Origin of the sequence: Alishewanella sp. HH-ZS (assembly GCF_001704375.1) — a bacterium.
GTDB classification, from domain to species: Bacteria; Pseudomonadota; Gammaproteobacteria; order Enterobacterales; family Alteromonadaceae; genus Alishewanella; species Alishewanella aestuarii.
The window spans coordinates 1-26,650 of sequence record NZ_LZEJ01000007.1 but is presented as its reverse complement, the minus strand read 5'-3'; the positions used below and the strand labels follow the sequence as shown (position 1 = coordinate 26,650).

Sequence of the window (26,650 nt, the reverse complement as noted above, 5' to 3'; positions counted from 1 at the left end):
ATGCAAGTATCTTTAGAAACACAAATTTATGCGCTGGCCGGCCTGTGTCAGGCGGCCAAGTTAGTGCAAAAAGTGGCCCGCAGTACCGATTCGCAACAAGCACAACTGGAAGTTATGCTGGGTAGCGTAATCAATCTGAACCCCGCTACGCCGCTGGATATTTATGGTGGCGAACTGACGAATTTACGCGAAGGGCTACAACTGATTATCGAGCAGTTGGGCGATAAACCACAAAAAGACGTTGAGCTCACCCGTTACCTGGTTGGCGTGCTGGCGCTGGAGCGGCGGCTGAATAAAAACCGCAACAATATGGCAGAGCTGGGCAAGCAACTCTCGCAGTTGGAGCGGCAATTGCAGCATTTTAGTGTTACCGATGAGACTATTATTGGCAAACTGGCCGATATTTATACCGACTGCATTAGCAGCCTCGGCGCCCGCATTCAAATTTACGGCCAACCGGAATTACTCAGTCAAAGCAGTGTGCAGCAAAAAGTGCGCGCTTTGCTGCTGGCGGCAATCCGCTCTGCCGTACTCTGGCGTCAGGCCGGCGGCAGCCGGCTAAACTTTATTTTTAAACGACGGAAAATCCTGGCTGCAGCGCAGAAAGCGCTGGCCAGTCTTCCCGCACTATAAGATCAGGAGTTTTCATGGAACTTAATGCCCTTACTGCCATTTCGCCGGTCGACGGCCGCTACGGTAGCAAAGCTGCCGCGCTGCGCCCGATTTTCAGCGAGTTTGGTTTAATCAAGTACCGGGTTTTGGTCGAAGTGCGTTGGTTGCAGCAACTGGCCGCCGAGCCAGCGATCAGCGAAGTGCCGGCGTTATCCGCAGAGGCCAATGCGCTGTTAAATCACATTGTCGATAACTTTAGCCTGGCCGATGCGCAGCGGGTAAAAGACATTGAGCGCACCACTAACCACGACGTGAAAGCGGTTGAATACCTGTTAAAAGAAAAAGTTGCCGGCAACAGCGAACTTGCCGCCATCAGTGAATTTATTCACTTTGCCTGTACCTCCGAAGATATCAATAACCTGTCGCATGCGCTGATGCTGCGCGAAGCGCGCGACAGCGTATTACTGCCTGAATGTGATGCCTTGCTAACAGCAATTAAAAAGCTGGCGCTGGAGTTAAAAGCGGTGCCGATGATGGCACGTACCCACGGCCAACCGGCGTCCCCTACTACGATGGGTAAAGAGCTGGCGAACGTCTATGTGCGTTTAAAGCGCCAGCGTGAGCAAATTGCTGCAGTTAGCCTGCTGGGAAAAATCAACGGTGCTGTCGGTAACTACAACGCGCACTTATCGGCCTACCCGACACTGGACTGGCATGCCTTTGCCGAGCGTTTTGTCAGCTCGCTGGGCATCAGCTGGAACCCCTACACCACGCAAATTGAGCCGCATGATTATATTGCCGAGCTGTTTGATGCCATCGCCCGTTTTAATACCATCCTGCTGGATTTTGACCGCGATGTCTGGGGCTATATTGCACTGGGTCACTTTAAGCAAAAAACCGTGGCCGGCGAAATCGGCTCTTCAACCATGCCGCACAAGGTTAACCCGATCGACTTTGAAAACTCGGAAGGTAACCTCGGCATCGCCAATGCGCTGTTTAACCACTTATCCGCCAAGTTACCGGTATCACGCTGGCAGCGTGATCTGACCGACTCTACCGTGCTGCGTAATCTCGGTGTCGGCTTTGGCTATACGCTGATTGCCTATCAGGCCACCTTAAAAGGGATCAGCAAGCTGGAAGTGAACGAAGCCAACCTGCTGGCCGAGCTGGACGCCAACTGGGAATTACTGGCCGAGCCGGTGCAGACGGTAATGCGTAAATATGGCATTGAAAAGCCGTACGAGAAGCTAAAAGAACTGACCCGTGGTAAGCGGATCAGTGCCGCCGATCTGGCCGTCTTTATCGATGGTCTGGCGCTGCCGGATACGGTAAAAGCCGAGATGAAGCAGCTGTCTCCTGCCGGCTATATCGGTGATGCTATTCGCCTGGTAGAGTTACTGGATTAATCCAGTAACTTTATTAGCAGGGAACCGGATTGCTTTAAGCCAAGTCTTGAAGGCATGGATGCCTGAATGAAGCCTACAGGGATGTATTTACGGCGTCTTGGCGTAAGCAATCTGGTTCTTGCTCTGTAATCGTAAATTCAGCTGCTTTACTTGGGATCCTAAAATGTATCAGTTAAATCTGGGTGAATTAAGCCTGGCCGATTTTATGCAGCAGTACTGGCAAAAGCAGCCGCTGTTGATTAAACAAGGCTTTAAGAACTTTCAGGATCCGCTGTCAGCGGATGAGCTGGCGGGTCTGGCGTTGGAAGATGACGTCGAATCGCGGTTGGTCGAATGTCGCGACGGTAACTGGCAGCTGGAAACCGGCCCCTTTGAAGACTTTAACCGCTATGGCGATAAGGACTGGACTATCCTGGTGCAGGCGGTTGACCACTGGCATCCACCGGCGGCGGAGTTAATCGAGCCGTTTCGCTTTATTCCAAACTGGCGGATTGATGATCTGATGGTCAGCTTTTCCACGCCGGGTGGCGGTGTTGGTCCGCATCTGGATCAATATGATGTGTTTATTATTCAGGGCGAAGGTAAAAGACACTGGCGGGTTGGTATGCCAGATGCGTCACTAAAGCAATTCTGCCCGCACCCACGCCTGCTGCAAGTCACACCCTTTACCGCCTGTATTGATGTGATTATGGAGCCGGGTGATATTCTATATATTCCACCTGGCTGCCCGCACGAGGGGATTTCACTGGAGAACAGTCTGAACTACTCAGTCGGTTTCCGCGCGCCGGCACAAAAAGACTTACTGACCGGTTTAGCCGATTATCTATTGGATAATGATATTACCGGTAAACGCTTTAGCGATCCACAGCGCAGCCTGACCGGCAATATTGGCGCTATTAGTGAGCAGGATCTGGATCAGGTGCAGCAGCTGTTGGTGCAGCTGGTCAGTGACCGCGACAAACTGCCGCTATGGTTTGGCCAGTATATTACCCAAGCCAAACATGAGCTGGATCAGCAAGAGCCAGATCCACATTATCAGGCTGAGGAAATTGCAGAATACCTGGAAGAAGGCTCGGTATTGGCGCGCCTTGGCGGCCTGCGTTGCAGCTACTATCAGGCAAACGAAAGCAGTGATATTCAGCTGTTTATCAACGGCACCACTATAGTGCTGCCAGCCGAAGAGCAGGTTACAGCGCAATTACTCTGTGACAGCAAACGCATCGACCAACAGCAATGTCTGCATTTTACCGCGCGGGAAGAACGCCTGTTATTATTGACGGACTTGATTAACCAGGGCTTGTGGTATTTTGAAGAATAAACCGCAGCGCTGCGCATAAAAAAAGCCGCAATAGCGGCTTTTTTTGTCAACTAAATTTGACAGCCTGGCGCTGACTTATTGCCCCTGCCACAACGGCTCGTTATCAAACAGATCATATAAGCCCTCTGCCCGGTTCACTAACAGATTAGCGAACTCAACCTGGGTCTTATCGGTAAAGCCAGCCTGCGCAATTTGTTCGGCCTTTAACTGCCAGTGCAGCGCAAAAGCGCGGATCGCTTCGCGGGCATTGGGGGCCGCACTAAATGGCATATGATCGGTTGGCAGATCGCCACTGATCACCCAGAATGACTTGGCATCACGGGTATTTAACTTCCACACTGCGACCAAAGGCGGCAAATAACGACTTTCACTCACGGCCACGTTATCCGGGATAATACCCTTGGTTGCCAGATATTCGTTAGCTTTCTGAAATTGTGCCCGGACCCATTCTGCGCGCTGCGCTTCGGTGATTTCAGTGGGTTGTTGAGTTGACTGCTCACTCATAAGATGACTTCCTGTGTTGTAGATGCCGCTACTTTATGTGAGCTATCCGCGACAATCAAGCTTTACTGAGTTTGTCGCGACCAACACTGGACAGACCAGCCACAAGTTAACGTCAGGACTGGTATTCAGTGGTGCAAAATGGTACATTCCGCGCCATTACGACGAAAGTCGCAGTTAACGTAAACGTAAACCATCCAGCTGTAATAGCTATTCTTGCAAGGGAGTCCGTTGTGGCCGTATTTAATCACCCAGAATTTGATCAGCATGAGCAAGTAGTTTTCTGCAGTGATCAGGAAACCGGTTTAAAAGCCATTATCGCTGTGCACAGCACCCGCTTGGGGCCCGCAGTTGGTGGTTGCCGGTTATGGGATTATGCATCTGACGAAGATGCGCTGGTGGATGTACTGCGTTTGTCACGCGGTATGACGTATAAGAACGCCATGGCCGGCTTACCTCTGGGTGGCGGCAAGTCAGTGATTATCGGTAATGCCAAAACCATTAAATCTGAGGCCTTATTTCAAGCCTTTGGCCGCATGGTACACCGCTTAAGCGGTAGCTATTACAGCGCTGAAGATGTGAACATTACTACCCATGACATTATGCAGGTGCATCAGGTTACACCTTATGTCGCTGGCTTAGAGGGTAAAAGCGGTAACCCAGGTCCTTTTACGGCGCTGGGTACCTATCAGGGCATTAAAGCCGCTGCTAAGCATCAGTTTGGCTCTGCCGAGCTGGCAGGCAAAACGGTTGCCGTACAAGGCTTAGGTAGCGTCGGCTTCTATCTGTGTGAACACCTGCATAAAGAAGGCGCTAAGCTTATTGTCACCGACATTAATCAGGATGCGGTGAACCGTGCGGTCGCTCAATTTGGCGCCACTGCCGTCGGTCTGAATGATATCTACGGCGTAGCGGCTGATATCTATGCGCCCTGTGCGCTGGGTGCCACCTTAAATGATGACACTATCCCGCAATTAAAAGCCAAAGTAGTAGCCGGCTGTGCCAACAACCAGTTAAAGCGCCCTGAGCATGGCCAGAAGCTGCGTGAGCTGGGTATTCTGTATGCACCGGACTACGTCATTAACGCCGGTGGCATTATTAACGTTGCCTTTGAAATGCGCCCGCAAGGATACAATGCGGCAGAGTCTACAGCGAAGGTAATGCAAATTTTTGACACCCTGCTGCAGATTTTTGAGCGCGCCGACGCTGAAAATAAACCCACCAGCACCGTCGCTGATCAGATGGCTCAGGAAATTATCGCCCGCGGTAAGGCGTAGGCCACAGCTTTAGCCATCAGAAAACGCAAAGGGAGGCACTAGCCTCCCTTTGTTTTACAAAACAGCACGCACTAACGCGACAGCTTTAGCAAAATTTCAAAACTTAAAATCAGCAAACACACGCCAATAAACAGCGCCACGCTCAGGTTAATCCAGAAATCGCCGCTTTGCCGCCGTTTTAATACCTTCTTCGGCTGAGCTTTTGCTGCCGGAACCTTGTCGGTCTCAACTACCGGGCTTTTTGCCGGCTTTGTGCTTTGCCCGGCCGCCGCTGCGGCCTTTACTTGTTCCTTAGACATTGACTACTACACCTGTACAACTTTTAGGAAATCAATACCACGACATCAGGCCGAATACTGCGCTGCTAATGCCTGCAACTTCTCACCGGTTACCCGGTTGATCCGCCAATCGTGCAACAATGTTGCCCCCTGCGCCTGATAGAAATCAATTGCTGGTTGATTCCAGTCCAGCACTGACCATTCAAAACGGCCACAGCCTCTGTCTACGGCCAGTTTCGCCAGATAGGTCAGTAATAACTTGCCCAGCCCCTGGCCACGAAACTGCGGTAACACAAACAGATCTTCGAGATAAAGACCTGGCTTGGCTAAAAAAGTCGAGTAATTATGAAAGAACAAGGCAAAGCCAGCCGGCTGACCGTCACACTCAGCAATCACAACTTCTGCTGCCGGGCGCGCTGAAAATAAGGTTGCGGTTAGCTGCTGCTCAGTGGCCACCACTTCATTAGCGAGTTTTTCATATTCGGCCAGGCCCTGAATAAATTTTAAAATCAGCGGCACATCAGCCTGGGTAGCTAAACGGATAGTATGCTGCGCCATCTTATTACCTCTTCTTTTTGGTCTTATTATTGATCGGGGCCTATTCTAACGTTTTTCCAGCGGTAACCAATGCCAAAGCCATAAAAAAACCGGAGTTGTTAGCTCCGGTTTTTCGCCAGGTGATATTTGCTGCTGCTCAGTTAAGCCGCATCACGCTTACCCACGCTCATGCCTTCCAGCACGCCGGGTTTAAAGCTATCCACACTGATGGCTTTAAAGCGCAGCTGGTTCATCTTACGTAAGCTGGCCGCCTCCGACTCGCTTAAGATATTGGCGGCTAATGCCTGATTAATGCTATCCAGCAACGGCTGTTTACGTGGTAACTGACCGGCCTTTTGCGCCTGAGCAATTTTCTTCAGCAGCGGCTGGGCGTTGTACATCGCAACAAAGGCATTTTCCATTAACCCTGTGGCATCATCTTCAGCTTTACCGACATAACACAGGTGCGTTAAGCGATCGCGCAATGTGTTTGGCTTGGATAAGGCCTCACAAATTTGTTGTGCCACCTCGTCAGACGGCATTTTGTAACCGATACCAAACGGGAATACCAGAGTACGGATGGTACGCGCCACAATGCGATTCGGGAAGTTGGCAAAGAAACCATCAAAGGCTTTACCAATCTCAAACAGCGAGCGCTGCACACTGTAGTGCACGAACGGCAGATCAGCCTGCTGCCGGCCGTTATCTTCGTAAAACTTCAGCACGGTAGAGGCAATATATAGCTGGCTTAACACATCACCTAAGCGGGCTGACAGCATTTCCTTACGTTTTAAATCACCGCCTAACATCAGCATTGAAATATCAGCACTTAACGCCAGGGCACGGCTCATCCGGCTTAATTGCTTGTAGTAGCGGGCCGTTTCGCCCGATACCGGCGCACTGTTAAAAACACCGGCCGTTAAACCCTGCCACAGTGCAGCAAAGGTGTTGCCAACCGCAAAGCCAATATGTGCCATCAATAGCTTATCAAATTGTGCCAGGCCCTCTTCGGCATTCGGATTGGCTGCGGCTTCCAGCTCTGCCAGTACATAAGGATGGCAACGGGTAGCGCCCTGACCGAAAATCATCAGGTTACGGGTCAGGATATTAGCACCTTCTACCGTAATCGAAATCGGTACACCCATATAGCCATGTGCCAGATAGTTCATCGGGCCACACTGAATGGCTTTACCGGCATGAATATCAAAGGCATCGTTTAATAAGGTGCGCGACATCTCAGTCATATGATATTTGGCAATCGCCGTCACTACCGATGGGCTCAGGTTCAAATCGATAGCACCGGCTGTCATCACCCGCATCGCTTCTAGGGTGTAAGTTAAACCACCAATACGCGCTAAACCTTCCTGCACACCTTCAAACTTGCCAATCGACATGCCGAACTGCTGACGCACATAACCGTAAGCTCCGGTCATGCGTGCTGCCAGGTGGCCGGTTGCTGTCGCCAGTGCTGGTAAAGAGATACCGCGGCCTGCTGATAAACACTCTACCAGCATGCGCCAACCACGACCCGCATAGGCCGGACCACCGATAATCCAATCGAGTGGAATAAACACATCTTTACCGTAAGTAGTGCCGTTCATAAAGGCCATATTCATCGGGAAATGACGATCACCAATCTGCACACCTGGGTGGCTGGTTGGGATCAGCGCACAGGTAATACCCAGCTCTTCTTTATCACCTAATAGTTTTTCCGGATCGTACAGCTTAAAGGCCAAACCCAGTACCGTCGCAACCGGTGCCAGCGTGATGTAACGCTTATCCCAGTTCAGGCGAATGCCCAGTACTTCTTTACCTTCGAACTGACCTTTGCAAACCACACCCGTATCCGGAATACCACCGGCATCCGAACCGGCTTCCGGGCCGGTTAACGCAAAGCACGGCACGTCAGTGCCATTCGCCAGCGTCGGCAACCAGCGATCTTTTTGCTCCTGGGTACCATAGTGCATCAGCAGCTCGCCCGGGCCTAAAGAGTTAGGTACCATGATGGTCACCGCCGCGGTTAAGCTGCGGGTCGCGATGCGCGATACGATAGTAGAATTAGCGATAGCCGAAAACTCACGACCGCCATAGGCTTTTGGAATAATCATCGCAAAGAAACCTTCGCGTTTAATGTAATCCCACACCGCTTTTGGCAGATCACGGTCTTCCTGTACGATTTTATAATCGTCCAGCATGGTCAACAGGGTTTCGACCTGATTATCCATAAAGGCTTGTTCTTCGGCTGAGAGTTCAGCTTTCGGAATAGCATGCAACTTATGCCAGTCCGGCTTACCTTTAAACAGTTCACCGTCCCACCATACATCGCCCGCTTCCATGGCTTCACGCTCGGTATCTGACAACGGCGGCAAAATTTTCTTGAAAATGCCAAACACCGGTTTGCTAATCACACTACGACGCACCGAGGTAACGCCAAACAGCACTACCAACAGTGCCACTATTATCAATAAATACACCATATCAGCTTCCTTCCAGCATCAGGCAACGGTTTTGAGGTCTTGGCTATATACCGGCGCAGCAATTGCAGCCCCGAGATACGGGATTAAACGGCGGATCACCCCTTCAATATCCACCGATTCGTTAAAATCAGCCTGGGCAATTTCAGACAGTGCATCACTGGACGCCATCGTAAAGACGATAGAGCCCAGCGAAAAATGCAGCCGCCAGAACACTTCGCTTTGTGGCAGATGCGGGCAGCTTTGCTGCACCAGCAACACAAACTTATCCAGGGTACGACCATAATGTTGATTAATAAACCAGCGCAGATGCCCCTGTACATCGGTATAACCGCGCCCCAGTAACTGTAAGAAGGTTCGGGTACCGCGGCGCTGCAGCTGGTTCAGATCGAGCAAAGGCTTTACAAATACCGATAAGATCTGAGTTAAATCATTCGGCTTTTGACTGGCTAACAAGCGGTCAAACTCGTGATCCAGCCGCGGCATCAGTACCTGCAAATAACGCTGTAGCACGGCCTGGATCAGCTCTTTCTTCGAGCCGAAGTGGTAATTCACCGATGCCAGATTTACCTCTGCCTTAGTAGTAATCTGCCGTAACGAGGTATCGTTAAAGCCGCTTTCGGCAAACAGGCTCTGCGCAGCATCCAGGATGCGTTGTTGGGTATGCATTTTACTGCTCATTCTTCACTACGCCGTTAAACAAACTTTTAAACACCTGTTTGAAATGTACGTTTGAATAACTGGTCTGTCAAGTAACAAAAGCAATTCTGGTCGGACAAGTCGCATAATTGGCCGTCAAAGTGACAGCCGCTGCCGAAAGCTTGCTCAGTACGCAGCACTGCCGTATTATCGCGACACCGTTTCGCTACAGTAACGCCTTCGAAAGCGCAGTCTTAAAGGTCAAAACAAACCTGAAAACTGCCACTACAGATCCGGGCTTTCGAAGGGACATGGAGAACCCTATGCGCGTCGTCGAAGTCTCTCACCCCCTGGTACAGCATAAAATTGGCCTGTTGCGGGCCGCGGATATCAATACCCGCCAATTCCGGCAACTGGCGGTCGAGCTCGGCAGCTTGCTGACCTATGAAGCCACCAAAGACTTGCCGACCGAAACCGTAACCATCGAGGCCTGGAGCGGTCCGTGCCAGATCAAGCAAATCCAGGGCAAAAAAGTGACAGTGGTGCCAATCCTGCGCGCTGGCCTGGGTATGCTCGATGGCGTACTGGATCTGATCCCCAGCGCCCGTATCAGTGTGGTGGGTATTTATCGTGACGAAAGCACCTTGCAGCCGGTGCCCTACTTTCAAAAGCTTGCACCGGAAATCGATCAGCGGCTGGCGATTATTATTGACCCTATGCTGGCCACCGGCGGCTCGATGATTGCCACCATTGATTTGTTAAAACGACAAGGCTGTACCCACATCAAAGCTCTGGTATTGGTCGCGGCGCCCGAGGGGATTAACGCGCTGCGCCAGGCGCATCCGGATATTGAGCTCTACACCGCTGCGATTGACCAGGGCCTGAACGAGCATGGCTATATCTTGCCAGGCCTGGGGGATGCCGGCGATAAACTCTTTGGCACCAAATAAAGGCTGATTAAAATAAAGGTTGATCATGCAGTTAATTCCCTGGTCTTTTCATACCCATTACGGTTTTACACTACGCGGCTGGCAGACGCCGGTTAGCGGTAAGCCGCTGCTGCATTTTTTGCACGGTAATGGCTTTTGTGCCCGCAGCTATCAACCGCTGTTAGCTGAGCTGGCTGCCGACTACGATTTATTCCTCTCTGACGCTCAGGGCCACGGCGACAGTGACCATGGCGGCCCTTTTTTAGGTTGGAATATCGCCGCCGAGCTGGCGGCTCAGGCCTTTAATGCCCATCGCGCCCAATATGCTGAGGTGCCGGTTTATGGCGTTGGACACAGCTTTGGTGGCGTGCTGACTGCCTTAATGCATGCTGAGCATCCGGGGCTGTTTCAGGGGTTGGTATTACTCGATCCGGTGCTATTTCCGCCGTCGATGATTCTACTGGCCCGCACTCTGGAAGGCGTGCGGCTGTTTAAAAAGAACCCTTTGGCCAAGGCTGCACTGCGCCGGCGCCGGCAATGGCCGGATCGTCCCAGCGCTTTGCAGTACCTGCAAAGTCGCAGTTTATTTCAAAGCTGGCACCCGGAGGCTCTGGCAGCCTATGTCGATAACGCGCTTAGCGCCAGCAATGGTGAACTGCAATTAAAGTGTTTGCCCGAGCGCGAGGCAGAGATCTTCAGCTCCTACCCAAAAGGATTATGGCCGGCGCTGCGTAAAGCGGCGAAACCTATCACTGTAATTTACGGTGAACAGACCTTTCCTTTTGTGGTCAAAGCGCTGGCGAAGTGGCGCCAGCTGAATGCTGCGGTGCAGACGATCCAGGTACCTGGCGGCCATTGTTTTATGCAGGAGCAACCGGCGCCAACCGCGCTGCAGGTCAGGGCTGTGCTACAGCAGTTTGCTGCGGTAAAATAGCCAGACAACCCGCTTTGGGGTGCGTTATAATACGCCGAATTTTTTAGCGAAGAGTCATTATGAAAAAACTCGTTATTGCCAGTGCTGTGCTGCTAGCCGGCTGTAGTCAGCTTCCCCATTTTGGCGCTGATCAGCCCACCACGCTGTCGGCCCCCACTAAGCCGGCGACGCCAGCGATTCCGCTGCCGGCAGAGGTAGAAGATGTGAATGAAGTGGCAAACAGCGCGACCACAGAAGCCCTGGCCACCGACTTCGAACATATCTTTATCGACAGTGATATGACCTTTGAAGGTGTGCTGCCCTGTGCCGACTGCCCGGGGATCAGCTATCATATTAACCTGTACCGCGATGGCCGCTTTGAAGCGCGGCAGGAATATCTGGAACGGGGTCAGGTGGAACTGGTCAGTGGTGCCTGGTTATTAGAGCGCCGCACCCTGCATCTGGTTAATCAACAGGTTAATCTGCCATCCTTTCACTTTCGCTCCAACCGGCAATTAGTGATGACCGATCTGGCGGGCCGCCCTATTACCCGCTCTGATGCCTATCAGTTAAACCGGCTGGATGCGCTGAAAAAGCTGGATACCCGCCAACCAATGCTTGGCTTATACCTGCTGCAGAATAATCAGGCCACCTTTACCAAATGTCAGACCGGCGAAAGCTTACCGGTAGCCAATACGCAAAACCATTTGCCAATGATGCGCCTGTATCAGCAGGACAGTCGCTTTAATAATAAAGCGGTGATTGCCAGTCTGGTTGGCCGTAAGGGGCCGGATCAGCACGGCACCGATACACTCTTTATCGATAAGTTTGAGCAGTTCTGGCCAAATGCGACCTGCCCGAATCAATTCGCGATGAAAAATCTGCAGGGTATTGTCTGGCGGGCGGAAAAAATTGCCGATCGTTATGTGCCACATTCATTGAATGTACGGCTGATTTTTGAAAAAGATAAGTTGTATGGCTTTAGTGGTTGCAACAACTTTAATGCCAGCTACCAGCAACGCGCCAATACCTTCGCCGTACAGCAGTTAGCCAGTACCCGTAAATTCTGTGCCGATGCCAGCACTATCGAGCAACAGTTTACCGAAAAGCTGCAACAAGCCGATCGCGCTGAAGTGAATGCCGATAAGCTGCAGTTGTTCCGCAATAACCAGGTGATTATGGAGCTGATCCCGGCGGTTAACTGAACCTTGGGTATCTGACCCCGAACCTTTTCGGGGTCAGATACCAACAGACGAGCATAAAAAAACCACCTTGCGGTGGTTTTTTTATGCTTCACACTATTAAACTAAAGCTTGTTTGGCTTTAGCTACGATAGCAGTGAAAGCCGCTTTGTCATATACAGCGATATCGGCCAGGATCTTACGGTCGATTTCAATTGAAGCCTTTTTCAGACCTGCAATTAAACGGCTGTAAGATAAACCGTTCATCCGTGACGCTGCGTTGATACGCGCGATCCACAGTTGACGGAACTGACGCTTACGCTGACGACGGTCACGGTAAGCATATTGGCCGGCTTTGATAACGGCCTGGAAAGCAACCCGGTAAACACGGCTACGGGCACCGTAGTAACCTTTAGCCTGCTTTAATACCTTCTTATGGCGCGCGTGCGCCGTGACACCACGTTTAACTCTTGGCATTTCTGTCTCCTAATGACTTATGCGTACGGCATGCAACGGACTAAGCCGGCAACATCGACTTTAGCGACTAAGGTTTTTGGACCTAACTGACGCTTACGCTTAGAAGACTTCTTCGTCAGAATGTGGCGAAGGTGTGATTGCTTACGTTTAAAGCTACCAGAAGCGGTCTTTTTAAAACGCTTCGCAGCACCTTTATTGGTTTTCATCTTAGGCATAGTATTTAAACTCGCATTGTTAAATTACAACGAATAATAAGGCGTTAAAAAACTGCGGCAAGCCGCAGCTTCTTACACTTGCAGGCACTTATTACTTCTTATTTGGGGCCAGCATCATAATCATCTGACGACCTTCCACCCGTGAAGGGAAAGATTCGCAGATGGCGATATCAGACAGATCCTCTTTAATTCGAGTCAACATCTCAATACCGATTTCCTGATGCGCCATTTCACGACCACGATAGCGCAGCGTTACTTTAGCTTTGTCACCCTCTTCAATGAAGCGACGCAGGTTGCGTAGTTTTACCTGGTAATCGCCTTCATCAGTTCCAGGCCGGAATTTAATTTCCTTAATCTGGATCTGTTTTTGCTTCTTCTTTTGCTCTTTCAGAGCTTTACCTTTTTCGAACAGGAACTTACCGTAGTCCATCAACTTACATACTGGCGGTTCAGCTGTCGGGCTGATTTCTACTAAATCGGCGCCGCTTTCTTCTGCCAGACGATTGGCTTCAGCAATACTGACTACACCCAGCTGTTCACCTTCTACACCAATTAAGCGTACCTCTGGTACGTTAATTTCTTCATTGATCCGGTTAGGACGGTTTGAAGGTAATGTTTTCTTTCCTACTTTAATAGTATGTTCCTCCGAAAAAGTTTCCTGTTTGCTTAGCTCGCGGTCCGGTTTTTAATTTCAGCGGTCAGTTTTTCAACAAAAGCAGCCACCGACATCTTACCCAGATCCTCTGCTTTGCGGGTTCTGACTGCGATATCGCCAGCTTCAACTTCTTTGTCACCAACTACCACCAGGTACGGGACGCGCTTAAGCGTGTGCTCGCGAATTTTAAAGCCTATCTTCTCATTTCTCAAGTCACTTATTGCTCTTATGCCCTGAGATTTGAAAGTTTTTACCAATTGTTGCACATATTCGGCCTGATTATCGGTAATATTCATCACCACCACCTGGGTTGGCGCTAACCAGGTTGGGAAGAAACCGGCATATTCTTCAATCAGAATACCGATAAAACGTTCCAGCGAACCCAAAATCGCGCGGTGGATCATGACCGGCACCTGCCGCTCACCACTTTCCGCCACATAGCTGGCACCTAAACGGCCTGGTAAGGCGAAATCCAGCTGGATAGTGCCGCACTGCCAGGCACGGTTTAAACAGTCGTGCAACGTAAATTCGATTTTCGGGCCATAGAAAGCGCCTTCGCCTGGCTGCAGGTCGTAGGCAATCTCATTGGCTTTTAAGGCATCTATCAGGCCCTGCTCAGCGCGATCCCAGATTTCATCTGAACCAATACGCTGGGCTGGCCGGGTCGACAGCTTGACCTTAATGTTTTTAAAGCCAAAGGTGCTGTAAGTATCAAATACCATCTTGATACACTTGGTCACTTCAGTCTGCACCTGCTCTTCGGTACAGAAGATATGGGCATCGTCCTGCGTAAAACCGCGCACCCGCATCAGGCCATGTAAGCCACCTGATGGCTCATTACGGTGACAGCAACCAAACTCCGCCATCCGAAGCGGTAAATCACGGTAAGATTTTAAGCCCTGGTTAAAGATCTGCACATGGCCCGGGCAGTTCATCGGCTTAATGGCGTACTCACGGTGCTCAGACTGGGTAGTAAACATATTTTCGGCATACTTTTCCCAGTGCCCGGATTTCTCCCACAGCACCCGGTCCATCATAAAGGGGCCTTTTACTTCATCGTACTCGTACTGACCCAGCTTTTCGCGCACGAAGGTTTCCAGCTCACGGAAGATGGTCCAGCCGTCGTTGTGCCAGAACACCATTCCCGGCGCTTCTTCCTGCCAGTGGAATAAACCGAGCGCCTTACCGATTTTACGGTGATCGCGCTTTTCCGCTTCTTCCAACTGAGTTAAATAGGCCGCCAGCTGCTTCTTATCGGCCCAGGCGGTGCCGTAAATGCGCTGCAGCATTTTGTTTTTCGAGTCGCCACGCCAGTAGGCGCCGGCCACTTTCATAATTTTAAAGTGTTGGCAAAAGCGCATATTGGGTACATGCGGGCCACGACACATATCGGTATATTCTTCGTGGTGATACAGTGCCGGCTGGCTATCACGCGGGATATTCTGCTCCAGAATTTCCATTTTGTAGCTTTCGCCACGGGCATTAAAGGTATCCCAAGCTTCCTGCCAGCTGACTTTGCGCTTTACCACATCGTATTCGGTTTTCGCCAGCTCTAGCATCCGCGCTTCCAGCGCCGCTAAATCGTCGCTGCTGATCGGCTGCTCCAGATCGACATCATAGTAAAAGCCGTTTTCAATCACCGGGCCGATCGCCATCTTCACATTGGGCCACAGCTGCTTGATGGCGTGGCCTAATAAGTGAGCACAGGAGTGGCGCATAATTTCCAGGCCTTCCTGATCTTTGATGGTGACGATACTTAGGTTGGCGTCCTGGGTAATCAGCTCACAAGCATCAACCAGCTCACCATTGACCTTACCGGCGATGGTCGCTTTGGCTAAACCCGGGCCGATATTTTTGGCCACATCTAATACGGAAACAGCTTGTTCGAAGGCGCGCTGGCTGCCATCTGGCAGAGTAATAACTGGCATGATAAATCCTTAACAGTGGTGGCCCATACCAAGGGTCACTTGTGGGGTTGAGAAAATTCAGGCACTTGCCGGGCAGTTAATGGCTTAAACGAAAAGCCATCTGCACGACGTCGCGCGCTGAAGCAATAAAACGCAGCGGCATAGTATCACTTCACTGCTGTTCTGACCAGAGAGCCAGCCGCATCCGGCGCGAAAGCGATATTGCAACGCCAACACTGCGGTATGCGTCGGATCAAGGAAATTTGCGCTAAATCAGCCATACTCAAAATAGGCAGACAACAGGAAGGTGACTATGTGGCAGAGTATTGCAGCGCAAATCAGCAGCGAGCTGGATATCGATTTTCAGATCACCGACAAGGCTTCAGTTAATGGCGGCTCGGTGAATCTGGCCTGGCATATTCAGGGCCAGGGGCGGCAGTTTTTTGTCAAACTGAACCAGCGCGAGCGACTGGAGCAATTTGAAAATGAACAATGGTCGCTGCAAAAACTGGCGCAGCAAGGCGCCATCCGGGTTCCACAGGTGATTTGTGTGGGTCAGACGCTGGATAAAGCCTTTTTAGTGTTGGAATACCTACCGCTGCAAATTGAAACTGAACTCGGCTGGCAGCAACTGGGCGAACAGCTGGCCGCGCTGCACGCCCGCCACGATCAGGCAATGTTTGGCTTTGACTGGGATAACTTTATTGGTCTGACCGTGCAGCCCAATCAATGGCAAAGTAACTGGAGCAGTTTTTTCTCCGAGCAGCGCTTAGGCTGGCAGCTACAACTGTTAGCCGAACAAGGCTTTGGTCTGGGGAATATAGATAAAATGGTTGAGCACAGCCGGCAAATTCTCGCCCATCATAAGCCGCAGCCCAGCCTGCTGCATGGCGATCTATGGCGCGGGAATGTTGGCTTTTTAAGCGAGGGGCCGGTGGTATTTGATCCGGCCTGCTATTTTGGTGATCGGGAAGCTGATCTTGCCTTTACCGCCTTATTCGCCCGTTTCCCGGCACCATTTTATCAAAGCTATCAGGCGGTTTATCCGCTTAGCGATGGGCACCAAGAACGAAAAAATCTCTATAATTTGTACCATGTTCTAAACCACGCCAATCAATTTCGCGGCAGTTATTTATTGCAGGCGCAGGAGCTGGTTAAACAGCTATTCCAATAAGCGGATAACGTTAAGTGGGAGGCCACTATGCAGCCGATATTTCACAGTATCCAATGCCCGTTCTGCGGACACTCAACCGATATTAGTGTCGAAGCCACCGATGAAGATCAGGATTACACCGAGGATTGCAGCAACTGCTGCAATCCGATGCATATCCGGGTGCATATTGATGAACTACGACATCGGGTGCAGATTTTTGTCGATGCTGATGATGAGCAGTATTACTAAACTTTAGAGCTTGGCAAAGCGCTCAGCCAACAGCCGCTCTACGGTGCGGATAATGGTTACTGTTTGCTGATCTAACTCGATATTCAGTTTATCGCCAACTTGCTTAGTGCCTAAATTGGTGATCTGCAGCGTCTCCGGGATCAGATAAAGGCTAAAGCCCTGCGCCGTCACTTCACCGACCGTTAAACTGCAACCTTCCACCGCAATAAAGCCTTTTGGCTGGATGTAAGGCAGCAGCTCGGCTGGTACACTCAGCTCAAAGCCGACATTGTCCGCGTCGCGGTGAATGGCGCTAAGCGTAGCAGTCGCCTGAATATGACCCGAGACAATATGGCCGCCCAGCTCATCGCCAAAGCGCAAAGAGCGCTCCAGATTAACCCAGCTGCCCACCACCAGATCGCCAAGATTGGTTTTTTGCAGGCTTTCGGCGATCACATCAAAACAGACCCAACCGGCAGCGGCATCAAACTCAGTAGCAGTTAAGCAGACGCCATTAATGGCAATGCTGGCACCACGGGTTAATTGCTGTAAATGCGCCGCGCCAGCCTGTACCGTTAAACGGCGAATGCCGTTTGTATCGCGAATTTGGCTGATCTCGGCCTTGGTTTGTACTATTCCGGTAAACATTCACACCTCTGTTTGTGGTACATTAGTCGCCCATTTTTACGCTTAAAACGACATTTGCGCCCATGTTACCTTTTTCCCGCTTTGAAGCCAGAACCATTTTAAAACTGTCTGGCCCGATAGTATTAGCTCAGCTAACCCAAACCCTGATGTATTTTGTCGATACCGTTATGGCCGGCCGGGTCAGTGCTACCGATATGGCCGCTATTGCTGTGGCCTCGGGTTTATGGTTGCCAGTGGTGCTAACCATGCAGGGCTTGCTGCTGGCACTGACACCTATTATCGCGCAATATTATGGCAGCCAGCAGACTAAACCGATCAGCCATTTTACGCTGCAGGGGCTTTATCTGGCGATGTTGCTGGCGGCAGTGCTGTTTGTGGTGATGCTATTCGCCGATCTGCCGCTCGCCCGGCTTAATATGGATCCGCTACTGCGGGAAAAAACCATCGATTATTTGTTCTACGTGAGTTTTGGCTTGTTCCCCGCGGCCGGCTATATGGTGATGCGCAATCTGTTTGAAGGCCTGGGGAATACCAAAGCCAGCATGTGGATTGCCTTTGTTGGGATTTTGGTTAACGTGCCGGCGAACTATATTTTTATCTACGGTAAGCTGGGGATGCCGGCATTGGGCGGCGCCGGCTGTGGTGTGGCAACCAGCCTGGTTTTCCTGGCAATGTTTGTTGCCATGTTGGTTTATGGCTACACCAGTCGCAGCACCCGCCCCTACCGCCACTGGCCGGAAAAGCTGTGGTTAAGCGTAAAAGATCAATGGCAAATTATCCGCATCGGCACCCCGATTGCGTTTTCCATCTTTTTTGAAGTGACGCTGTTTGCCTGTATTCCACTGGTGATAGTGCACCTGGGGCCTATAGTGGTCGCCGGCCATCAGGTTGCGCATAATTACAGCGCTATTGTCTTTATGCTGCCGTTGTCGCTCGGACTGGCAACTACCATCCGGGTAGGCCATTTGGTCGGACAACAAAATGTGATGGCGCTGAAAAAAGCGATTAGTACGGCGATAGTGTTATCGGTAGCGATGTCGTTGCTGACGGTAATCTTTACGCTGCTATTCAGAGGTTATGTTGCGGCATTGTACTCGCCGGATCCGGCAGTTATTGCGCTGGCCAGTTCGCTGTTAATCCTGGCGGCGATTTATCAGTTCTCCGATGCGGTGCAGGTGGTTGCGGCCTGCGCGCTACGCGGTATGAAAATTACCAAGCCGGTGTTTTTTATTACCTTAATCTCGTACTGGCCAATCGGTTTTGGTTTGGGTGCCGTATTAGGTTTAACCAACTGGCTGGTGAAACCGATGGGTGTGTTTGGCTTCTGGACCGGCATTATTATTGGCCTTACCTGTGCCGCTATCGCCCTTGCGATAGTGCTGCGCAAACAGATCAACAGGATAGAGCATGCTTTTAAAACAGGTACTGCTGCTTAATCTTTTAGTTTTAGCGCTGCTGTTAAGCGGTTGCAGCGACAGTGCCGGCGTGGCAACGCTGCGCGACTATCAGCAGCGGTTAAACCGGGTGCTGGAGCTGGATAGCACTAAACCTCAGTTGCCGGCTGCGGCTGCATTACCGGCCAAGTCGGCACTGCAACAACCCTTGCCGGATCTGCGGATTGATCTGCTTGATGCCTTTGCCACCCGCCGCTGCGGCCTGGATCAGCTAATCGCCGAGCGTAACAGCAGCCTGGGTAAAGTTTTTACTGCCAGCAAACGCCTGCATTATGAACTGCGCTTTCTGGCCACGCTTGAGCTTTGCCTGACTGAAGCATGGGACGAGCCGCTAAAAAGCCAACTGACGCAGGTTTACCAGCAAAAACAACAAACTATCGGGATTGCCCTGAGCAATATGCTGCAAACCGATGATACCTTGCGTAAAACCTGGCTCGGTAGCAACAAGGCACTGATACCGGGTAGCGACAACGGTTTTACCGCCAGCCTGGGCGCACTGCAGCAATTACTGGAGCTAAAACAAGCTATCGCCCGCGAAGATTGGTATAGCGCCAGCCGCATCGATCCCGAAGCCGCGCTGGCCAGCTTGTACCGCTCCGACTTCTTCCCGCAGCTGCAGTTTAGTCTGCGCTACGCCAATAGCTGGTTTAATGCGGTTAACCCGCCGCTACTTAGCCTGGCACCCGCCAGCCTGTGCCCACGCGGCCAAAGCGAACAACTCACCATTTTAACCACGGTATTTCGTAAATACTTTATCGGCGAGGTACAGGCGTACCTGGCTGAGCTTAACCGCTATCAGCAACAAAGCTGGCCATTAATCGCCGAGCTTTACCAGGGCAGCGCCCTGCTACCAGTATTGCAGCAGCGCTATCAGCAACCGGCCACAGAACTGCAACAACAGCTACTACAGCACGTTGGCTGGTACCAACAACTGAACCAACTGTGTCCGGTAGGACTGACCGGCTAATTTTCAGGCAAACACAACGCCGGAACTTAAAAACACTTGCCAAAGTGCAAGGCGCGCAATAACATAGCGCCCGTTGTCAGCGACAACATTTGCGTCCTTAGCTCAGCTGGTTAGAGCACCACCTTGACATGGTGGGGGTCGGTGGTTCGAGTCCACTAGGACGCACCAAATTCCTAACAAAAACAGCACCTTATGGTGCTGTTTTTGTTTTTACTGCTGGTACACTCTAACTACGAAGCCCTGTCTGAGGTCCCCTCGTCTTCCCGAAGCAGCTACTGAAACAAACTCTAACCTGCAAACTACAACAAGTCATGGCAAAAGTACTAAATGATGCAACGTTTCAACACTGTCGTTGCCTGCTTGTGATCTAGCCAACTTTGCTCGTCATTCTAACCAAACCGAAATGCTGACAACTGGGTGCGCAGCACATTTTCTGAATACACTTTACGGCCGTTTGCCGCGCCGGCGGCTCCGGCAACAACCATTAGCGGCAGCAAATGCTCTTCGGCCCCGCGCGGATGGCAATCTATGGCATGGGGCGCCGTTTGCCACTGCTGCAACAAGGCATAGCGTGTTGCCGGCTCGGCCTGCACGGCATCGGTTAACCAGCGATCAAAGATCTCTGAGGGCGCGGTATAGCGGGGATCGCCATAGCCCCGCATATTATGAAAGCTCATGCCACTGCCAACGATTAGTACGCCCTGCTCGCGCAGCGGCGCCAATACCGTACCAAGCTGAAGATGCGCTGAGGCATCCAGGCCGCGTTGCAGTGACAGCTGCACTACCGGGATCTCTGCCTTAGCAAACATCAGTTTTAACGGGATAAAAACGCCATGGTCAAAACCGCGGCTTTGCTCCAGCCGACTGGGTAAACCCGCTGTGCTAATCCGTTCGGCAATCGCCGCCGCCAGCTCAGGTGCGCCGGGAGCCGGATAAGTCAGCTGATAAGTTGATTCCGGAAAACCAAAATAGTCGAAAATAAGATCGGGTTTGGCCGCGGCGGTCAGCGCAAAGGCGTCATCCTGCCAGTGTGCCGAAATTAGCAGAATGGCTTTTGGCGGCGCTGGTAAATCAGACTCGATACCGCTTAAAAAAGCAGCCATCTGCTGCCAGGTATTGGCGGGGTTCCAGTTCATAAAGAAACAAGGGCCGGCGCCATGTGGGATAAAATAAGTCGGCTGCGTTAGCGGCGAATCAGGCATTGCTTCAGACATCAGTAAAAGCTCCCGTGGTAAAGTTGCACCAGTTTAGCTTATTCCCGCCAGAATAACGTCCGCTCCTCGATTAATAATGACTTTAGATTGAAAGCAAAAAACCACTGCGATACAGTGGTTTTGTCGTGTAGTTCCTTGCCAAAAAAACTTACTGGCTCAGAGCAGGCGGTTAAGCCTTACATCACAGAAATTTTTGATGCTTGTGGGCCTTTTTGGCCGGCCGTTACGGTAAATTGCACCCGTTGGCCTTCTTGCAGTGATTTAAAACCGCTGCTTAAAATTTCGCTGAAATGCGCAAAAACGTCAGGGCCTGACGCTTGTTCAATAAAACCAAAGCCTTTAGCTTCGTTAAACCATTTTACGGTGCCGGTAGTTGGAGTAGACATAAGAGCTACCTGTATCAATTAATTAAAGTTGCCTGCGATGAGGCGATAGTGCTGCAAGAGATGTTTAAACTTATGAATACAGGAAAGGGTACTAAACGGCAGTAACATTCAAGGTTTGCATAAATAATGAACAAACTAATTAAGCAATGCCAGTGTATAGGTTTAAATCGGGATGTCAAAGCTTATTGTATAAATATTGAAAATAAAGATTAAATGATCTGCTATTAACCACCGCCGTATCTAACGCCAATAAACGATTTAAGGAAAGCAGCATGCCTGTTTCGGTTTACACCAAGCGCCAACAGGGATTGGCGCTGCTGTTGATTATAGTTGTAACCTTTTGCGCTGCGGCGGTTGGCAGTATTGGCTCGTTAAATGCGCCGCAGTTCTACCGGGAACTTAGCTTGCCAGCCTGGGCACCGCCGGGCTGGCTGTTTGGCCCGGTTTGGACCTCGCTATACGGCATGATGGCGGTTGCTGCCTGGCTGGTATGGCGCAGCGCTGCATTGCACAGCACCAGCCGCTCGCTACAGCTTTATATGTTGCAGCTTGGCCTGAATGCACTCTGGAGCTGGTTGTTTTTTGCCTGGTATCTGGGTGCGGTAGCGTTTTTAGAAATTATTCTGTTATGGCTGGCGATTATCGCCACAATGCGAAGCTTTTATAAACATAGTCGTTTGGCCTGCTGGCTGCTGCTTCCTTATTTACTCTGGGTAAGTTTTGCGACCTTGCTCACTTTTAGTATCTGGCAGCGCAATCCGCAGTTACTGTAGTAAACGCAATCCGATCACGTTACAGACTGTCTGCGGCGATACTGCAGACAGTCTGTAGCGAGTTAACGCTTAGTCATTGCGCTTATACGGCTGCCCTTGCTGCCACCACAGTGGTGCCGGTTCGCCTTTTAGGTAGTGATTAAAAAACTCCAGCATTTTCATGCTGTAATCCACCTTGTTGGCAAAGTCCGCCAGATGGTGATCTTCGCCCTCGTATTGCAGCATTACCACATCTTTATCCAAGCGGCGCAATGCTAAATACAGCTCAATCCCCTGCTCCCAAGGCACAGCACCGTCTTTATCACCAAATTGGATCAATAGCGGCGTGTTAATTCTATCGGCAAAAAACACCGGGGAATTATCAATATAAGGTTTGAGATTGTCGAACATCGACTCGCCAATTCGGCTTTGGCCGGTTTCATACTGGAACTGTCGCGCCAGGCCGGTTTGCCAGCGAATACCGCTATAGGCACTGGTCATATTCGCTACCGGCGCGCCAGCGACAGCAGCGGCAAAACGATCGGTTTCGGTGATCACAAAAGCCGTTTGATAACCAGACCAGCTATGGCCATGCAAACCAATGGCCTTAGGATCGGCAATCCCCAGTTCAATTAAACGGTCAAGCGCCGGCAGTAAGGACTCTGTGGCGCTTGGCCCGGGCGCGCCTTCGCGGAAACGGATATCCGGTAAAAACACCACATAATCCTGACCTAAATAAAACGGGAAGTTCGGCCGGTGATTAACCCGCATCTGGTTATAGCTAAACAAACGGTCAGAGAATTGCTCGTAGTAATACACCAGCACCGGATAGCGCTTAGCTGGGTCATACCCATCCGGTGTTAATACCACGCCTTGCAGCCGCTCGCCATCGGCGGTAAACCAGTCAATCAGATGGCTGTCGCCCCAGACGAAATGGCGCTGCTGCGGATTAACATTAGTTAGCTGCGTTGGCTCGCTAAAATCAGGCTTCGCCAGTTTAAGATCCGGAAACTGGCGAAAGCTCTGCTCGGTAAACAGGTAGGCATTCTGCTGTTCCAGCGCTTCAACAAAATCGTAGCGCTTATTGCCGCTGATCAGGGTTTGTCGTTCACCCGTTGCCAAATTCAGCTGATAAAAGCCGCTCTGTTTGCTCTGCTCGTTAAAACCGCGTAATAGCAGCTTGCTATTCACGGCAATCGCCTGCGCTTTGGCATCGGTTTGTTCAAAGCGGTAACGCCAGTGCGTGTCGCGGCCATTTACCGTCAGATTACGGTTGTCGCCATTCAGGCCCAGTTGCCAGATATCAAAGCGATCATAAACCAGTACCGCCGACTCATCGGCTAGCCAGCCGGCTACGCCGTAAGCTGCGGCAGGCTCGGGCCGATCGTGCATTTCATCAACCCAGGATACCTTGATATCCGCTGCCAACTGACGTTTGCTGCCATCGCTGCTATCGAATAACCAGAGTTTGCCCTGCTGCTGATACAGCGCATAACGGCCAGAGGGTGAGAGGTGCGCACGCTCGTAAGATGGGTTGCCGGCAAAGACCTGCTGCCGCTGTCCGGTATGCAAATTAACATGCCAGATATCATGTAACCGGCCCTGCCAGGTCAGTTGCTGCAGATAAGGACGGCCATTGCTGAGCAGCGCCGCCTGCGGGTTTTGCGACGGGTACAGCCGATCTTCGATATCGGCACTTAGCGCTACCAGTCGTGGTGTGGCGCTGCTTGCCAGGCTACTGTTATCCACACTGCTATTATCCAACCAGAACAAAGCCGGAGCGGTGCGGCGCTGTGCTTGCTGATACTCCGCTTTTTGCTGCGGGATAATCCGCGGATCCTGACCATGCCACACCTGCAGTTTTCGCCCAGCGGCCAGGCGGGCTAAATCAAACAGTTGCTCGTCCGTTTCCAGTGCCGCCGCAGCTTCTGCCGGCGCGACGAGCGGCCGAAAACCTAACAGTACCGCCCGGCTATCCTCACGCCACTCCGGTGCCTGCTTATCACTTAACAGCCAGCCATCTTGTGCTACAGCTAATGGCCGGGCCGGGTTTTGATTGCTGCTTGTTAAAGTTTTAGCCGACCAATGCCAAAGTTGCTGCGCACTCTCCTGGCCTTTTTCGGCTTTAGCGGCGCTAAAAAATACCAGTTGCTGGCCATCCGGGCTAAAACGCAATTGCTGTTTGATGTCGGCGTTAGCTTCAGTAAGTGTCAGGCTGCGCTGCTCGGCAGGGAAATAAACTAACACCTGCTGGCTTGGTTTGGTGTTTTTTGCCGCTTTGTCTGTTGTGGTTTGCTTAGTGGCGGCTTGCTCAACGCCTGCTTGCTCAACGACCAGGGCGATTAAGTCCGAGTCTTTGGCGGTAGCAAACTCTGTCACCTGCCCTAAATCGCTCACCGTATCGCTTTGTAAATCCAGCAGTTGGAGCAATTGGCTACTGTCTTTGCTATCGGCTTTGCGTGCCAGTAACAGGGCATAGTTACCGGCACCGGTAAAGCTAAAGCGTTCGATATTGGTAAATACCCGCTGCTCGCCAGTCGTGGTATTAACTAATACCGCGTTCTGCGCTAGGGCATCACGTTTAGCCTTATCGTTTTTAGCTTGTTCACGCGCTAACAGCGGCGCCTGCTGGCGAAACAGCGCAAAACTGCCGCTTTGATTGAGCTGGCCACGATCTGCGCGCTCAACACTAAACTCGCGCTCGCTGAGTAAATGGCGCACATAGCCGGTGCTGTCGCCAAAATCCGGCTCAGCCGTATAAAGCAGCCACTGCTGATTACCGCTAACCGCACGCTCTTTGATCTCGCGAAACTGCATAATATCGCTCAGGCTTAACGGTTTAAGATGAGTTACATCGGCGCTACTGGCCGCAATAGTCACGGCGCTTGGCTGCAACTGCGCCGTTTTAGTTGTCGTTCCAAGCTGACTACAGGAAACAAGGGTTACCGAGAGTGCCAGTGCCAGGGCGACACGGCTAACAGAGTATTGAAATCTTTTCATAGCAAGCACTTATTCTGGTTATTTTGCAGTGCTTACCCTAGCACAGGCAGCAAGGCGTCAGCAGCAAAATCCTGCCAACTGGCGATTTGACAGGATAAAAAGCAACATCTGTATTTTAGTGAATGTCGTTTTCAGGTGATCAGTTATTCACACCAAAAACTCAACTATTGCTTTTGCCTTTCATTCTGAGGTTATGATAAGCAACTAATTATCTCTGGATTGAGTTATGCGCTTTATCCCCCGCTTTGGCCCCGCCACCCTGGTTTCCGCTGCTTTTATTGGGCCTGGTACCGTGGTTACTGCATCACTGGCCGGTGCTAACTTTGGTTATGCTTTGCTGTGGGCCTTGCTGTTTTCGGTGTTGGCAACGCTGATTTTGCAGGAGATGGCGGCACGATTAGGCATCGTAACCGGTCGGGGGCTGGGTGAGAATTTGCGCCAGCAACTGCAGCATCCGCTGCTGCGGGCCTTACTTTATCTGCTGGTTATTGCCGCTATTGTGCTGGGTAACAGTGCCTATCAGGGCGGTAATCTGACTGGTGCCAGCCTGGGTGCTGAAGCCATTTGGGGGGATACCGCCTGGCGACTTGCGCTGACAGAGCAGAGCAAGCTGAACCCCTGGGCTTTGCTATTAGGCGCCATCGCTGCGGCGATCCTATGGCAAGGCCGCTATCAGTTAATTGAGCGCTGGTTAATTGGCCTGGTGCTATTAATGAGTCTGGCCTTTATCAGCAGCATGCTGCTAACCCAACCGGCATGGTCGGCCATACTGCGCGGACTTTTAGTACCGCAACTACCGGAGGGCGCAACGTTAACGGTGATTGCACTGATTGGTACTACCGTTGTGCCCTACTCGCTGTTTTTACATGCCGCCAGTGCGGCCCGTAAATGGCAAACTACCGACAAATCCCAGGCGCTGGCGGAGTCTGCCGCCGATCTGCGTAACGCTATTCCGCTGGGTGGCCTAATTACTTTGGCAATAGTCTCGACGGCGGCTAGCGCATTTTTTGGCAAAGGGCTGACGCTTAGTAACGCCGGTGAGCTGGCACTGTCGCTGGAACCACTGTTTGGTGCCAGTGCGCGCTATCTGATGGCGCTGGGCTTACTGGCGGCCGGTTTATCTTCGGCGCTAACGGCACCACTGGCGGCGGCCTATGCGTTGCAAGGTTTATTGGCACTGAATCCGCAGCAGTTTCGCCTGACCTGGCTGCTGGTGATGCTAATAGGTATTACGGTATCCAGCATGGAGCTGAAACCTCTAAGCGTGATCTGGTTTGCCCAGGTCGCCAATGGCATTTTATTACCGATCATTACGCTTTGTCTGTTAGTCGCAGTCAATTCCAAAGCCCTGGGGCATTATCGCAATACCAAACGGCAAAATCTGCTCGGTTTTAGCGTGCTGGCTATCACCCTGCTGTTAAGCAGCCGCACCCTCTACCTCGCCCTCAGCTAATTTATCCACAGCACTCCACAGCACTCCGGTACCGGTAAGAGCTCAGACCTCCGACCGGTACCGGAGAATAATATGA

Annotated in this window: 26 protein-coding genes and 1 tRNA gene; 14 read left to right on the top strand and 13 right to left on the bottom strand. The window is 51.4% G+C overall.

The window, feature by feature from the left end; genetic code table 11:
• The 3 genes from hflD to A9165_RS04160 all read left to right on the top strand — a co-directional run bounded on the left by hflD (window position 1) and on the right by A9165_RS04160 (window position 3,336).
• Window positions 1-633 carry a high frequency lysogenization protein HflD gene (gene hflD, locus A9165_RS04170; RefSeq protein WP_065955012.1) on the top strand — a complete coding sequence of 211 codons (633 nt, stop codon included), beginning with the start codon at window positions 1-3 and terminating at the stop codon, window positions 631-633.
• Window positions 634-647: 14 nt separating this feature from the next.
• Complete coding sequence (gene purB / locus A9165_RS04165) at window positions 648-2,018, top strand: adenylosuccinate lyase (protein WP_065955011.1); 1,371 nt, start codon at window positions 648-650, stop codon at window positions 2,016-2,018.
• Window positions 2,019-2,181: 163 nt separating this feature from the next.
• Window positions 2,182-3,336: a cupin domain-containing protein gene (locus tag A9165_RS04160; protein ID WP_065955010.1), complete on the top strand. Its 1,155-nt coding sequence runs from the start codon at window positions 2,182-2,184 to the stop codon at window positions 3,334-3,336.
• 75 nt (window positions 3,337-3,411) lie between these two features.
• On the opposite strand, the gene A9165_RS04155 is transcribed toward A9165_RS04160, so the two are convergent.
• Window positions 3,412-3,840, bottom strand: coding sequence for a DUF4826 family protein (locus A9165_RS04155; RefSeq protein WP_065955009.1), 429 nt, complete (start codon window positions 3,838-3,840; stop codon window positions 3,412-3,414).
• A 230-nt stretch (window positions 3,841-4,070) separates the two neighbouring features.
• Between A9165_RS04155 and A9165_RS04150 the strand changes: the two genes are divergently transcribed.
• On the top strand, window positions 4,071-5,114 hold the full coding sequence (locus A9165_RS04150; RefSeq protein ID WP_065955008.1) for an amino acid dehydrogenase: 1,044 nt from the start codon (window positions 4,071-4,073) through the stop codon (window positions 5,112-5,114).
• Window positions 5,115-5,185: 71 nt separating this feature from the next.
• Here A9165_RS04150 and A9165_RS04145 read toward each other — a convergent pair whose 3' ends face one another.
• The 4 genes from A9165_RS04145 to A9165_RS04130 form a co-directional block, all read right to left on the bottom strand.
• Window positions 5,186-5,413, bottom strand: a complete 228-nt coding sequence (locus A9165_RS04145) for a hypothetical protein (protein ID WP_065955007.1) — start codon at window positions 5,411-5,413, stop codon at window positions 5,186-5,188.
• Between the two features lie 45 nt (window positions 5,414-5,458).
• On the bottom strand, window positions 5,459-5,950 hold the full coding sequence (locus tag A9165_RS04140; protein ID WP_065955006.1) for a GNAT family N-acetyltransferase: 492 nt from the start codon (window positions 5,948-5,950) through the stop codon (window positions 5,459-5,461).
• A gap of 140 nt (window positions 5,951-6,090) precedes the next feature.
• Entirely contained in the window at window positions 6,091-8,406 is a 2,316-nt protein-coding gene (locus tag A9165_RS04135; protein WP_065955005.1) for an acyl-CoA dehydrogenase, read from the bottom strand.
• Between the two features lie 18 nt (window positions 8,407-8,424).
• The gene (locus A9165_RS04130; RefSeq protein ID WP_065955004.1) at window positions 8,425-9,084 is read right to left on the bottom strand and encodes a TetR/AcrR family transcriptional regulator; all 660 of its coding nucleotides are present in this window, start codon (window positions 9,082-9,084) and stop codon (window positions 8,425-8,427) included.
• A 281-nt stretch (window positions 9,085-9,365) separates the two neighbouring features.
• On the opposite strand from A9165_RS04130, the gene upp reads away from it, so the two are divergent.
• Genes upp through A9165_RS04115 form a run of 3 tightly spaced genes read left to right on the top strand, consistent with a single transcriptional unit; the run spans window position 9,366 to window position 12,089 of the window.
• Window positions 9,366-9,992: a uracil phosphoribosyltransferase gene (gene upp / locus A9165_RS04125; protein ID WP_008949434.1), complete on the top strand. Its 627-nt coding sequence runs from the start codon at window positions 9,366-9,368 to the stop codon at window positions 9,990-9,992.
• Between the two features lie 25 nt (window positions 9,993-10,017).
• The gene (locus tag A9165_RS04120; RefSeq protein ID WP_065955003.1) at window positions 10,018-10,905 is read left to right on the top strand and encodes an alpha/beta fold hydrolase; all 888 of its coding nucleotides are present in this window, start codon (window positions 10,018-10,020) and stop codon (window positions 10,903-10,905) included.
• 59 nt (window positions 10,906-10,964) lie between these two features.
• Window positions 10,965-12,089 carry an META domain-containing protein gene (locus A9165_RS04115; RefSeq protein WP_065955002.1) on the top strand — a complete coding sequence of 375 codons (1,125 nt, stop codon included), beginning with the start codon at window positions 10,965-10,967 and terminating at the stop codon, window positions 12,087-12,089.
• Between the two features lie 96 nt (window positions 12,090-12,185).
• Here A9165_RS04115 and rplT read toward each other — a convergent pair whose 3' ends face one another.
• The 4 genes from rplT to thrS all read right to left on the bottom strand — a co-directional run bounded on the left by rplT (window position 12,186) and on the right by thrS (window position 15,340).
• Window positions 12,186-12,542: a 50S ribosomal protein L20 gene (rplT, locus tag A9165_RS04110; protein ID WP_008949437.1), complete on the bottom strand. Its 357-nt coding sequence runs from the start codon at window positions 12,540-12,542 to the stop codon at window positions 12,186-12,188.
• Between the two features lie 17 nt (window positions 12,543-12,559).
• Window positions 12,560-12,757 carry a 50S ribosomal protein L35 gene (gene rpmI / locus A9165_RS16565; protein WP_083216218.1) on the bottom strand — a complete coding sequence of 66 codons (198 nt, stop codon included), beginning with the start codon at window positions 12,755-12,757 and terminating at the stop codon, window positions 12,560-12,562.
• Window positions 12,758-12,848: 91 nt separating this feature from the next.
• Window positions 12,849-13,391 carry a translation initiation factor IF-3 gene (infC, locus tag A9165_RS04105; protein ID WP_083216217.1) on the bottom strand — a complete coding sequence of 181 codons (543 nt, stop codon included), beginning with the start codon at window positions 13,389-13,391 and terminating at the stop codon, window positions 12,849-12,851.
• A 32-nt stretch (window positions 13,392-13,423) separates the two neighbouring features.
• The gene (thrS, locus tag A9165_RS04100; protein WP_065955001.1) at window positions 13,424-15,340 is read right to left on the bottom strand and encodes a threonine--tRNA ligase; all 1,917 of its coding nucleotides are present in this window, start codon (window positions 15,338-15,340) and stop codon (window positions 13,424-13,426) included.
• 292 nt (window positions 15,341-15,632) lie between these two features.
• Here thrS and A9165_RS04095 point away from each other — a divergent pair, with 292 nt between their 5' ends.
• Window positions 15,633-16,493 (top strand): fructosamine kinase family protein, encoded by an 861-nt coding sequence (locus A9165_RS04095; RefSeq protein ID WP_065955000.1) that lies wholly within the window; start codon window positions 15,633-15,635, stop codon window positions 16,491-16,493.
• 27 nt (window positions 16,494-16,520) lie between these two features.
• Window positions 16,521-16,721 (top strand): CPXCG motif-containing cysteine-rich protein, encoded by a 201-nt coding sequence (locus tag A9165_RS04090; RefSeq protein WP_008949442.1) that lies wholly within the window; start codon window positions 16,521-16,523, stop codon window positions 16,719-16,721.
• Window positions 16,722-16,724: 3 nt separating this feature from the next.
• On the opposite strand, the gene A9165_RS04085 is transcribed toward A9165_RS04090, so the two are convergent.
• Entirely contained in the window at window positions 16,725-17,348 is a 624-nt protein-coding gene (locus tag A9165_RS04085; protein ID WP_065954999.1) for a riboflavin synthase, read from the bottom strand.
• Between the two features lie 62 nt (window positions 17,349-17,410).
• Here A9165_RS04085 and A9165_RS04080 point away from each other — a divergent pair, with 62 nt between their 5' ends.
• The 3 genes from A9165_RS04080 to A9165_RS04070 all read left to right on the top strand — a co-directional run bounded on the left by A9165_RS04080 (window position 17,411) and on the right by A9165_RS04070 (window position 19,937).
• Window positions 17,411-18,784: an MATE family efflux transporter gene (locus A9165_RS04080; RefSeq protein ID WP_065954998.1), complete on the top strand. Its 1,374-nt coding sequence runs from the start codon at window positions 17,411-17,413 to the stop codon at window positions 18,782-18,784.
• Window positions 18,756-19,769, top strand: coding sequence for a DUF3080 family protein (locus tag A9165_RS04075; RefSeq protein WP_065954997.1), 1,014 nt, complete (start codon window positions 18,756-18,758; stop codon window positions 19,767-19,769). The genes A9165_RS04080 and A9165_RS04075 overlap by 29 nt, the downstream gene beginning before the upstream one ends.
• 91 nt (window positions 19,770-19,860) lie before the next feature.
• Window positions 19,861-19,937 (top strand) — tRNA-Val (locus tag A9165_RS04070).
• A gap of 221 nt (window positions 19,938-20,158) precedes the next feature.
• Here the strand turns inward: A9165_RS04070 and A9165_RS04065 are convergent.
• Entirely contained in the window at window positions 20,159-20,983 is an 825-nt protein-coding gene (locus tag A9165_RS04065; protein ID WP_065954996.1) for a class III extradiol ring-cleavage dioxygenase, read from the bottom strand.
• Window positions 20,984-21,159: 176 nt separating this feature from the next.
• Window positions 21,160-21,369 (bottom strand): cold-shock protein, encoded by a 210-nt coding sequence (locus tag A9165_RS04060; protein WP_008983216.1) that lies wholly within the window; start codon window positions 21,367-21,369, stop codon window positions 21,160-21,162.
• Window positions 21,370-21,641: 272 nt separating this feature from the next.
• On the opposite strand from A9165_RS04060, the gene A9165_RS04055 reads away from it, so the two are divergent.
• A complete protein-coding gene (locus A9165_RS04055) occupies window positions 21,642-22,142 on the top strand; it encodes a TspO/MBR family protein (protein WP_065954995.1) in 501 nt (166 codons plus the stop codon).
• A 69-nt stretch (window positions 22,143-22,211) separates the two neighbouring features.
• Here A9165_RS04055 and A9165_RS04050 read toward each other — a convergent pair whose 3' ends face one another.
• Entirely contained in the window at window positions 22,212-25,121 is a 2,910-nt protein-coding gene (locus tag A9165_RS04050) for a S9 family peptidase (RefSeq protein WP_065954994.1), read from the bottom strand.
• A gap of 226 nt (window positions 25,122-25,347) precedes the next feature.
• Between A9165_RS04050 and A9165_RS04045 the strand changes: the two genes are divergently transcribed.
• Window positions 25,348-26,574: an Nramp family divalent metal transporter gene (locus tag A9165_RS04045; RefSeq protein ID WP_065954993.1), complete on the top strand. Its 1,227-nt coding sequence runs from the start codon at window positions 25,348-25,350 to the stop codon at window positions 26,572-26,574.
• Window positions 26,575-26,650 lie beyond the last annotated feature (76 nt).

Bases quoted from the DNA above. Each gene is read 5' to 3' on its own strand.
- rplT (WP_008949437.1), bottom strand. From the start codon at position 12,542: ATGCCAAGAGTTAAACGTGGTGTCACGGCGCACGCGCGCCATAAGAAG.
- A9165_RS04160 (WP_065955010.1), top strand. From the start codon at position 2,182: ATGTATCAGTTAAATCTGGGTGAATTAAGCCTGGCCGATTTTATGCAG.
- A9165_RS04055 (WP_065954995.1), top strand. From the start codon at position 21,642: ATGCCTGTTTCGGTTTACACCAAGCGCCAACAGGGATTGGCGCTGCTG.
- A9165_RS04140 (WP_065955006.1), bottom strand. From the start codon at position 5,950: ATGGCGCAGCATACTATCCGTTTAGCTACCCAGGCTGATGTGCCGCTG.
- A9165_RS04115 (WP_065955002.1), top strand. From the start codon at position 10,965: ATGAAAAAACTCGTTATTGCCAGTGCTGTGCTGCTAGCCGGCTGTAGT.
- rpmI (WP_083216218.1), bottom strand. From the start codon at position 12,757: ATGCCTAAGATGAAAACCAATAAAGGTGCTGCGAAGCGTTTTAAAAAG.
- hflD (WP_065955012.1), top strand. From the start codon at position 1: ATGCAAGTATCTTTAGAAACACAAATTTATGCGCTGGCCGGCCTGTGT.
- A9165_RS04085 (WP_065954999.1), bottom strand. From the start codon at position 17,348: ATGTTTACCGGAATAGTACAAACCAAGGCCGAGATCAGCCAAATTCGC.
- A9165_RS04090 (WP_008949442.1), top strand. From the start codon at position 16,521: ATGCAGCCGATATTTCACAGTATCCAATGCCCGTTCTGCGGACACTCA.
- thrS (WP_065955001.1), bottom strand. From the start codon at position 15,340: ATGCCAGTTATTACTCTGCCAGATGGCAGCCAGCGCGCCTTCGAACAA.
- upp (WP_008949434.1), top strand. From the start codon at position 9,366: ATGCGCGTCGTCGAAGTCTCTCACCCCCTGGTACAGCATAAAATTGGC.
- A9165_RS04060 (WP_008983216.1), bottom strand. From the start codon at position 21,369: ATGTCTACTCCAACTACCGGCACCGTAAAATGGTTTAACGAAGCTAAA.
- A9165_RS04135 (WP_065955005.1), bottom strand. From the start codon at position 8,406: ATGGTGTATTTATTGATAATAGTGGCACTGTTGGTAGTGCTGTTTGGC.
- A9165_RS04075 (WP_065954997.1), top strand. From the start codon at position 18,756: ATGCTTTTAAAACAGGTACTGCTGCTTAATCTTTTAGTTTTAGCGCTG.
- A9165_RS04095 (WP_065955000.1), top strand. From the start codon at position 15,633: ATGTGGCAGAGTATTGCAGCGCAAATCAGCAGCGAGCTGGATATCGAT.
- A9165_RS04145 (WP_065955007.1), bottom strand. From the start codon at position 5,413: ATGTCTAAGGAACAAGTAAAGGCCGCAGCGGCGGCCGGGCAAAGCACA.
- A9165_RS04065 (WP_065954996.1), bottom strand. From the start codon at position 20,983: ATGTCTGAAGCAATGCCTGATTCGCCGCTAACGCAGCCGACTTATTTT.
- A9165_RS04045 (WP_065954993.1), top strand. From the start codon at position 25,348: ATGCGCTTTATCCCCCGCTTTGGCCCCGCCACCCTGGTTTCCGCTGCT.
- A9165_RS04120 (WP_065955003.1), top strand. From the start codon at position 10,018: ATGCAGTTAATTCCCTGGTCTTTTCATACCCATTACGGTTTTACACTA.
- A9165_RS04130 (WP_065955004.1), bottom strand. From the start codon at position 9,084: ATGAGCAGTAAAATGCATACCCAACAACGCATCCTGGATGCTGCGCAG.
- purB (WP_065955011.1), top strand. From the start codon at position 648: ATGGAACTTAATGCCCTTACTGCCATTTCGCCGGTCGACGGCCGCTAC.
- A9165_RS04050 (WP_065954994.1), bottom strand. From the start codon at position 25,121: ATGAAAAGATTTCAATACTCTGTTAGCCGTGTCGCCCTGGCACTGGCA.
- A9165_RS04155 (WP_065955009.1), bottom strand. From the start codon at position 3,840: ATGAGTGAGCAGTCAACTCAACAACCCACTGAAATCACCGAAGCGCAG.
- A9165_RS04080 (WP_065954998.1), top strand. From the start codon at position 17,411: ATGTTACCTTTTTCCCGCTTTGAAGCCAGAACCATTTTAAAACTGTCT.